This is a genomic window from Thalassospira sp. UBA848 (assembly GCF_002295455.1).
Lineage (GTDB): Bacteria > Pseudomonadota > Alphaproteobacteria > Rhodospirillales > Thalassospiraceae > Thalassospira.
Genome location: NZ_DBGS01000093.1, coordinates 1 through 7,785 on the forward strand (window position 1 = coordinate 1; position 7,785 = coordinate 7,785).

A 7,785-nucleotide genomic window follows, 5' to 3' on the forward strand; every position below is an offset into this window, starting at 1 on the left:
CATCGCAAGCTTGCGATGCCCCTTTGCAATCATCGCCTGCGTGATGTCATAGGCCGACTTGGCGTTATCAACACTGATGGACGCCACGTCGGTTCGGCTTGGCTGGTTAAACAGCAACACGAACGGGATGTTTTCACTGATCAAAAGATCGATCACGCGATTATCATCGGCATTGGCCAGTGTCAGGATCAACCCGTCCACCCGGTTATTCAGCAATGTCGAAACCGCGCCCAGTTCGCGTTCGGGGTCGTATTCCGATGACGTCAAAAGAACGGTCAGGCCGTCCTCATTGGCGGCCTGCTCGATCCCCTGGACCGATGTTGCAAAAACCGGGTTGGCCATGGTTGGCACCAGCACACCGACAGACCGCGTCTGCGCCATTTTAAGGCGTCGGCCATTCATGTTTGGCCGATATTTCAGATACGCCATGGCCGCACGCACGCGCTCAACCGTCTCAGTCGGCACCTCATCAGGGCAATTGATCACCCGTGATACGGTTGCGATTGAAACGCCGGCCTTGGCGGCGACTGTGCGCATGGTGGGTTTGGGTGTCATCTGCAACAAAACTCCTTCGACGGGCCAAACCATACCCAACGAAGAAGTCACTTCGATAACACTTGTGTTTCCGTTTTATGAACATTTGAAACGTTTACAATGGCGGAAAACTGCCATTTATGACGTTTCGATTTCAAAACATAAAACGGTAACCCCGCGCCATGATCGCAAATCTTCAAGCCGGTTTTCCGGGGCTGCATTGCTGCTCAGACGTTTTATGGGGACTGTTTGTCTGCTTAGCTTTGATGCAAACGAAGTTCGGCCATAAACCCGTCCGCATGATCCGGGCGCGGGGAATAAAGCTTGAGCTCTGCTTTAGTATTGCGCGCAATCGCCTCGACAATCGCCAAGCCCAGTCCTGATCCATCAGCCTTGTTGCTCGATCGTTTGAACCGGGTGGTCAGTTGCGCCAGTTCTGCCGGGCTGACCGGCACGCCGCCGTTTGACACCTGCACGATGTGATCCTCGACCACACGGATATCGACGGGTTCGTCATCCCCGCCATATTTCAGGGCATTTTCAATCAGGTTGCGCATGCAGATCGCAAAGGCGTCATGGTCGATATTGGCTGAAAGGGGCGCCAGATTACTCGCATCAAAGCGGATCTCCGCCCCTTCCATCCCGGCCCGCTTGAGGTCTTCAATCACCAGATTAAGCGTCGGGCCAAGATCCTGATTATGCCCCGTCGGACTAAAGCCGCCGCTTGATTCCGCGCGTGCCAACTGCAAAAGCTTTTCGGACAACCGCGACAGGCGTTTAAGCGCCTCTTCCGTCTGGACCGCTCGTTTGCGGGCCGCGTGACCGTCTGGCAGTTCCGCCAGAAGCCTTTGCGTTTGTGCCAGCGCCACGGCAATCGGCGTGCGCAGTTCATGCGCACTGTTGGCGGTAAAGCTGCGCTCGACACTGAGCGCCGCCTCAAGCTTTGCCATCAAGCGATTGACCGCCGTGACAATGGTGTTGATTTCCTCGGTCTGGTCGTCCTGCGCGATTGGGGTCAGGTTGCCCTCCCCGCGTGCCTCGATCTCGTTGCGGACCTGGCGTACCGGACCCAGCGCGCGGGTCACGCTATAGACCACCGCAAGAATGGTCACCGGGATCAGGAAAATCAGCGGTGTGAACTGCGACACCATGGTTTCAATGATCGCTTCATTGCGATGCTCGGTCGGTTCGGCCACCTGCATGAACAGATGACCATTGCCGGTCACACTGGTATAGACGCGAACCTCATCACCATCGCTGAAACCGGGCTCAAGCGGCGCATCAAACGGCGCTTCCGGCGCATTTTGCGACCGCAGCAGCACGTCACCCTTTGCATCACGCAATTGATACTGCATGAAGTCATCGAAATCGTCGAAATCACCATCATGATCGTCATGATCGCTGTCATCATCAGCATCACCATCATGAACAGCGTCAAAGCCCGGTTCGGGCAAGATAACAATCCCGCCCGCGTCCTGATGGTTTTCAAGATAATCGATGATAAGGGTCGAGGTCCGCCGTGACGTCTCGACAAGGGCGGTATCCGCCCCCTCCTCCATCTCATGGCGGGCGGTATAGGCCGCAAACAGGGCCCCGATCACCCAAAACAATGCCACGATCACCGTCAGGCGTTTGGTCAGAATGAACTGAAGACTGTTTTGCGCCCTGATCTTCATTATCCCTCAACCCGATAGCCGACACCGCGCACGGTCTTGATCACGTCACGGCCAAGCTTGCGGCGCAAACGGCTGACATAAACCTCGACCGTGTTGCTTTCGATCTCGGCACCAAATTCATAAAGCGCTTCTTCAAGCTGGCGCTTTGATAATGTCTGGCCCGGCCGTTTGACCATCTGATCAAACAGCGCCCATTCACGCGATGTCAGATCGATATGTTCGCCATCGCGCAAAACCGACCGCCCGGCAAGGTCGACCTCGACCCCGCCCTCCAGCTCGATAAATGGATTGGGATTACCGCTATAGCGCCGCGACACGGCGGCCAGGCGTGCCGAGAGCTCGTTCAGATCAAACGGCTTGACCAGATAATCATCCGCCCCGGCATTAAGCCCCGCGATCCGATCCGAAATCTGATCCTGCGCGGTCAGGATAATGCATGGTGTGGCCGACCCTTGGCGGCGCAGATCGCGCAACAGATCAAGCCCCTTGCCATCGGGCAGGTTAAGGTCCAGCAACAACACATCATAATTGGTCCCGCGCAGCATGATCTCGGCATCGACCACACTTGCACTGTGATCAACCGCCTCGCCGCTTGCGAGTAAATGATCGCGCACCGCGTCTGCCAGCATCAATTCATCTTCGACCAGAAGAATACGCACCCCAACCTCTTCCCGAAGCTTCGCACAATCTGCCGTGGGTAACGGCCGTTCCTGACAGTGTGCTGAACGGTGAAAAACATCCGGTTCAGTTTGCTGTCAGGGAAGCACGCCATACTCGGCACCGATCATGACATTACCCCTATCTTATGAAGGAACCGAGCCATGAAAAACACTGTTTTGAAGAAAGCCGCCCTTGGCAGTTTTGCTGCAACGCTTCTTGCCACTGCATCCCTCGGCCTGACGGCGCATACCGCACAGGCCAGTGACGATTATTGCAACGTGCCAAAATCCGAATGGCAAAGCATGGATGCGCTTAAGGAAAAGCTGACGGCCGAGGGCTGGGACGTCCGCAAGATCAAGGAAGATGATGGCTGCTTTGAAGTTTACGCCATCAAGGCCGATGGCAAGAAGATTGAGGCCTATTTCAACCCGGCCACCTTTGAACTCGTCAAGGAAGATGACTGATCTTCCTTTAGGGCGAGTGCGGCTTTGACCGTTGTCCTGTCCCCACGCCCCGTGCCTGCCTGCACGGGTGCCTTCGGTCAAAGCCGCCTCTCTGAACCCGCCATCTGAAAATGCATTCAACCGTCAGGAGCACGCATCATGTCTGTCAAAGTATGGGACCCGTTTGTCCGCCTGTTTCACTGGGGCTTGGCGGCAAGTTTCGTCATTGCCTGGGTCACGGCTGAAGAATGGGACAGCCTGCATTACTGGGCCGGCTATGCCGCGGGTGCGCTGATTGCACTGCGCCTGATCTGGGGCCTGGTCGGCACCCGTTACGCCCGCTTCACCCAGTTCATCAAAAGCCCCCGGGCAACGCTTAAATATCTTGGCGATATCCTGCGTGGCGCGGAACCGCGTTATCTTGGCCATAACCCGGCCGGGGCCGCCATGATCGTGGCCCTCATCCTCGCCATGGCCGGTTGTGCGCTGACAGGCTGGATGTACACCACCACCATGTTCTGGGGCTCGGAATGGGTGGAAGAAACCCACGAGGCATTGGCAAACGGCCTGTTGTTCCTTGTTCTGCTGCATGTCGGCGGCGTGTTGCTGGCCAGCCTCCGCCATCACGAAAATCTGGTGCGCGCCATGATCACGGGACGCAAACGCCGCCCGGCCACAGACGATATCGCCTAACCCGACTTAACCACGCTTAACGCTTACCCCTGTGACATCCAGCAATGGTTTGTCCCAACTTAAGGCAACCGCGCCACCTCTGGCCGGTTGCCTTTTTTGTTTGCGGCACGCGATTGCCTTCGCTCTTTCGGTCGGGCGCGATTTCGATGTAGGCTATACCATTATGAATTGAAACCGAATTGGACACCTCATGCGCCCTGTCGTCATTGTAACCGCTCTTGGTCTTTCAATCGCAGCCCTTGCGGGGTGCACGGGCAAAACCGGCGAATATGCAGGACAAGGCGCCGGAATCGGGGCCATTTCGGGGGCCGTTGGCGGCTTTGTCACGGCTGCGATCTTTGGCGGCGATCCGATAGAGGCCGCGGCACGCTCTGCGGTTTATGGCGGGGCCACCGGGGCAACCGCCGGGGCCATTTCGGGCGCAAGTGCCGATGCCGCCGAACGCGAGGCATATGAAGCCGCCCAGAAGGAAAAGCGTGATCGCATCCGCGCAAAGATCGGCGATGATGCCTTTACCGGCCTTGCGGCCCTTGCCAAATGTGACCATGCATCGGCCATTGCCAATGCCGACATGGCCCAGCAATCAGGTAATGCCGATTTCGTAGTTGCCGGCCTGTGGCTTGAAGCCCTTGCCTATTCCGATCAGGGACAGGAAAGCACCGCGCGCGCCATGTATGGCGACATCATCGCAAGGGATGCCAATATCTCCGATGAAACTGCGGCCGAACTCCGCCGCCGGGAACTTGCCGATGGCCTGTCTGAAATTCGCGGTGAATATGACCTGCCCAAAGTCTGTGGCTAAGAGTTTGTAGCTAAATAAACCTGCTGCGGATCCTGCCCGTCTCACTGGATGCCAGTTTATGCGGGCATGACAATCTGATCGTTACTTCGCCAGTCATATCCAACCTGTCATTCCCAACCCGCCATTCCCGCGAAAGCGGGCATACAGGCCACACCACCCCCGGCTCCGGGGCATCACGTGCCGCCCCTACCGGGGCAACACCCGCGCCGGGTTACCAACAACGCTGGTCCCGGCCGCAACATCGCGCGTCACCACGGCCCCGGCACCAACGATCGCATCATCACCAATCGTGATCCCCGGCAGGATGATCGCCCCGCCGCCGATCCAGACATTGTCGCCAATCGTCACCGGCTTGGCGATTTCAAGATGCTGCTTGCGGAGCTCCGGATCACGATGATGATCGGCACAGTAAATCTGCACATTCGGGCCCAGCATCGAATGCCGCCCGATCTTTACCGGCGCCGTATCCAGGATCACGCAACCGACATTCAAAAACACGTCCTCGGCCAAATGGATATTGATGCCATAGGCACAATGAAACCGCGCCTCGATCCGCACATCATCCGCGCAAGCGGCAAACAGCGCGCGCAGTTTCGGCCCGATATTGCCACGCTCCGCCGGATAGAGCACGCTATGCTCATGGCATGCCTCAAGGGCGCGATGGCGCAACACGGTGATTTCCGGATCAAGGCAGGAATACCAGTCACCGGATTGCATTTTTTCAAGTTCGCTTTTTGCCATGATGCTCTGTGGCGTTGTTCGGGACGGACAACACGTTACGCCGGATTGCGGGCAACTGCAATCTGCACGGCGCTGCCGCGGTCACCGGCATAAAAACGCATCCGCGTCGCCCCACGCGATCAAGACACCATGCTTCTTGTCTTTGCCAAGCATGGGAAACATCTGCGTGATCTTCCTAGACGTAGTCCGGCGCAAACTGTTCAAGATCGAGCGTCGGGCGTTCTCCGACATCGCCACGATGGGCGTCAAGAAACGCCCCTGCCGCCTCCCGTCCCTTGTCGCGCAGCATGGTCATAAAATCCCATTCGGCATTCATCTTGGACGTGTGATCAAGTTCCAGCATCACATCACTTGCAATCAGATGCATGCGCATGGTGCCCCAACTACTGGCTTCGCATTGATGGGGCGGCATGTCCTTGCGGATCACCGATATCATGCGCAGTTCCTTGACCAAGCTGCTGTTAAACGAAATCTCGTTCAAACGGCTTGATATCTCGTGCGAGGTTTTCGGGATCCCCGGCCGTTTCACCGGATTGATCTGTACGAGCACCGTGTCATTGGCCGAACATTCCCGCACCAGCGGGCCAAGGCTGGGATTGCCGGAATATCCCCCGTCCCAATAGGGCACGCCATCAATCTCGACCGTCTTGTAAATATTGGGCAAACAGGCAGAGGCCAGCAAAACATCGAGACTGATATCGGGGTTGCGAAACACCCGTGCCTGCCCGGTTTCGACATTGGTCGCAGTGATGAAAAGCTTGGTCGGGCTTTTGTTTAGCAAATCAAAATCGACCACATCTTCCAAAAGCCCCGCCAGCGGATTGTCCCCCACCGGGTTCAAATCATAGGGCGAAAACATTTTGGCCGACATATCCAGCCACTGATACATCGGCGAATTGCCAAGCGACCAATTGCCAAACAAAACATCAATCGGGCTGCGTTGAAGCGGGCTCAACCGCGCGGCTTCGGAGACGGCCGACCAGAACCGCTCCAGATCCTCGCGCGCCCCGTCATATTTGCCCTTGCAAAAGCCCGAAGTCACCACGGCCGCATTCATCGCCCCCGCCGATGTCCCCGAAATCGCCTCAAGCTCGATCTCTTCATCTTCAAGCAACCGGTCCAGAACGCCCCAGGTAAACGCCCCGTGCGATCCCCCGCCCTGCAGGGCAAGGTTGATCTGTTTGCGGTTGGTCGCCGTCGATTGCTTCGCACGCTCGCTCATGCCATCTCCTGCACCTAGGTCATAATGTTCGGCTTACTGGTCATGATATGTCGCAAACCGCACCATCTGCCAGCAATGATATCAAATGGTCGAAAGCTATCCCGGCCTAATACCACGTCAAACTGGCCGGAAGGTCCTGCTTGGGGGCAAGGGCAATAACCTGATCAAGGAACAATCGCGCAATAGGCGACAGGCTCTTGCTTTTGCGCGTAATCACGCCGATATGGCGATTGCGTTCCGGGGTGGTCAGTGGCACAAAAACGAGCTTTTCGGGTGCCGCCATATCCGAAACACGCGCGGCCAGTTCCGGCAGAACCGTGATCCCCACCCCTTCGGCGACCATGGCGGCCAGTGTGATGGTGTTGGATGTTTCAACAATCGGGCGCGGCAGGATCGGGCCGGTTGCGCCCAATGCGATATCGCTGCCTTCCTCTGCACTTCTGGCGTTCGGATCAAGCGATTTCAGCACCTTTTCCTCGGCCCGCATGGCCTTTTGCGCCCGCGCCAGAACCGTTTTCGCCGCCGGAATTCCCGCCGCCACCGCATCGCGCACAGCGGGGCTCAGGACCGGCATGGTTTCGCTTGAAAGGTCACTCGTCACACCGGGCTGCGCCATCAGTGCCCCGGTCCCGGACTCCGGCCCCAACCCGACCAGCTTCTCGCCGGTCAAGTCCGACCACCGCAAAACCGACTTTTGGGCAAAGGCATGATCGGCCCGGCACAGCACGCCAAACCGGTCGGAAAATAGCGGGCGAAAGGCAATATCGGGCAACGCCTGCCACTCCCCGGCAATCCCGAAATCGGCGGCATTATTTGCCACCGCCTCATGCACTTCACCGGCATTGCGTTCATCCAGACGAATGCGCGCATCGGGATGGGCAGCGACAAATTCGGAAATCACAGCGGGCAAAATACGCGTCAAAACAGATGGTGCGGCTGCAATCGTAATCTTGCCGCCAACACCTTTGGACAGCGCATCCAGATCACCAAGCGCCTCTTCAAAATCGGCCAGCA

Annotated in this window: 9 protein-coding genes; 3 read left to right on the forward strand and 6 right to left on the reverse strand. The window is 57.4% G+C overall.

Annotated elements, in window-relative coordinates; all coding sequences use genetic code 11:
* The 3 genes from B2R48_RS13520 to B2R48_RS13530 form a co-directional block, all read right to left on the reverse strand.
* Positions 1-555 (reverse strand): LacI family DNA-binding transcriptional regulator (locus tag B2R48_RS13520; protein WP_297001298.1); only part of this gene is annotated, 555 nt, incomplete at its 3' end.
* Positions 556-791: 236 nt separating this feature from the next.
* Positions 792-2,210 (reverse strand): ATP-binding protein, encoded by a 1,419-nt coding sequence (locus B2R48_RS13525; protein ID WP_297001301.1) that lies wholly within the window; start codon positions 2,208-2,210, stop codon positions 792-794.
* Positions 2,210-2,869 carry a response regulator gene (locus B2R48_RS13530; RefSeq protein ID WP_297001304.1) on the reverse strand — a complete coding sequence of 220 codons (660 nt, stop codon included), beginning with the start codon at positions 2,867-2,869 and terminating at the stop codon, positions 2,210-2,212. The genes B2R48_RS13525 and B2R48_RS13530 overlap by 1 nt, the downstream gene beginning before the upstream one ends.
* Before the next feature lie 162 nt (positions 2,870-3,031).
* Between B2R48_RS13530 and B2R48_RS13535 the strand changes: the two genes are divergently transcribed.
* The 3 genes from B2R48_RS13535 (at position 3,032) to B2R48_RS13545 (ending at position 4,808) form a co-directional block, all read left to right on the forward strand.
* Positions 3,032-3,334, forward strand: coding sequence for a PepSY domain-containing protein (locus tag B2R48_RS13535; protein WP_297001310.1), 303 nt, complete (start codon positions 3,032-3,034; stop codon positions 3,332-3,334).
* A 138-nt stretch (positions 3,335-3,472) separates the two neighbouring features.
* Complete coding sequence (locus B2R48_RS13540) at positions 3,473-4,006, forward strand: cytochrome b/b6 domain-containing protein (protein ID WP_297001313.1); 534 nt, start codon at positions 3,473-3,475, stop codon at positions 4,004-4,006.
* A gap of 190 nt (positions 4,007-4,196) precedes the next feature.
* Positions 4,197-4,808 (forward strand): hypothetical protein, encoded by a 612-nt coding sequence (locus B2R48_RS13545; RefSeq protein ID WP_297001316.1) that lies wholly within the window; start codon positions 4,197-4,199, stop codon positions 4,806-4,808.
* A gap of 186 nt (positions 4,809-4,994) precedes the next feature.
* Here B2R48_RS13545 and B2R48_RS13550 read toward each other — a convergent pair whose 3' ends face one another.
* The 3 genes from B2R48_RS13550 to B2R48_RS13560 form a co-directional block, all read right to left on the reverse strand.
* Entirely contained in the window at positions 4,995-5,549 is a 555-nt protein-coding gene (locus B2R48_RS13550; RefSeq protein WP_213472655.1) for a sugar O-acetyltransferase, read from the reverse strand.
* Positions 5,550-5,724: 175 nt separating this feature from the next.
* The gene (locus B2R48_RS13555; protein WP_297001322.1) at positions 5,725-6,771 is read right to left on the reverse strand and encodes a patatin-like phospholipase family protein; all 1,047 of its coding nucleotides are present in this window, start codon (positions 6,769-6,771) and stop codon (positions 5,725-5,727) included.
* 106 nt (positions 6,772-6,877) lie between these two features.
* Positions 6,878-7,785, reverse strand: a 908-nt coding sequence (locus tag B2R48_RS13560) for a LysR substrate-binding domain-containing protein (RefSeq protein ID WP_297001324.1), incomplete at its 5' end; no start/stop codon positions are given.

Coding starts and splice junctions, on each gene's coding strand:
- B2R48_RS13525 (WP_297001301.1), bottom strand. CDS start 2,210: ATGAAGATCAGGGCGCAAAACAGTCTTCAGTTCATTCTGACCAAACGC.
- B2R48_RS13535 (WP_297001310.1), top strand. CDS start 3,032: ATGAAAAACACTGTTTTGAAGAAAGCCGCCCTTGGCAGTTTTGCTGCA.
- B2R48_RS13540 (WP_297001313.1), top strand. CDS start 3,473: ATGTCTGTCAAAGTATGGGACCCGTTTGTCCGCCTGTTTCACTGGGGC.
- B2R48_RS13545 (WP_297001316.1), top strand. CDS start 4,197: ATGCGCCCTGTCGTCATTGTAACCGCTCTTGGTCTTTCAATCGCAGCC.
- B2R48_RS13550 (WP_213472655.1), bottom strand. CDS start 5,549: ATGGCAAAAAGCGAACTTGAAAAAATGCAATCCGGTGACTGGTATTCC.
- B2R48_RS13555 (WP_297001322.1), bottom strand. CDS start 6,771: ATGAGCGAGCGTGCGAAGCAATCGACGGCGACCAACCGCAAACAGATC.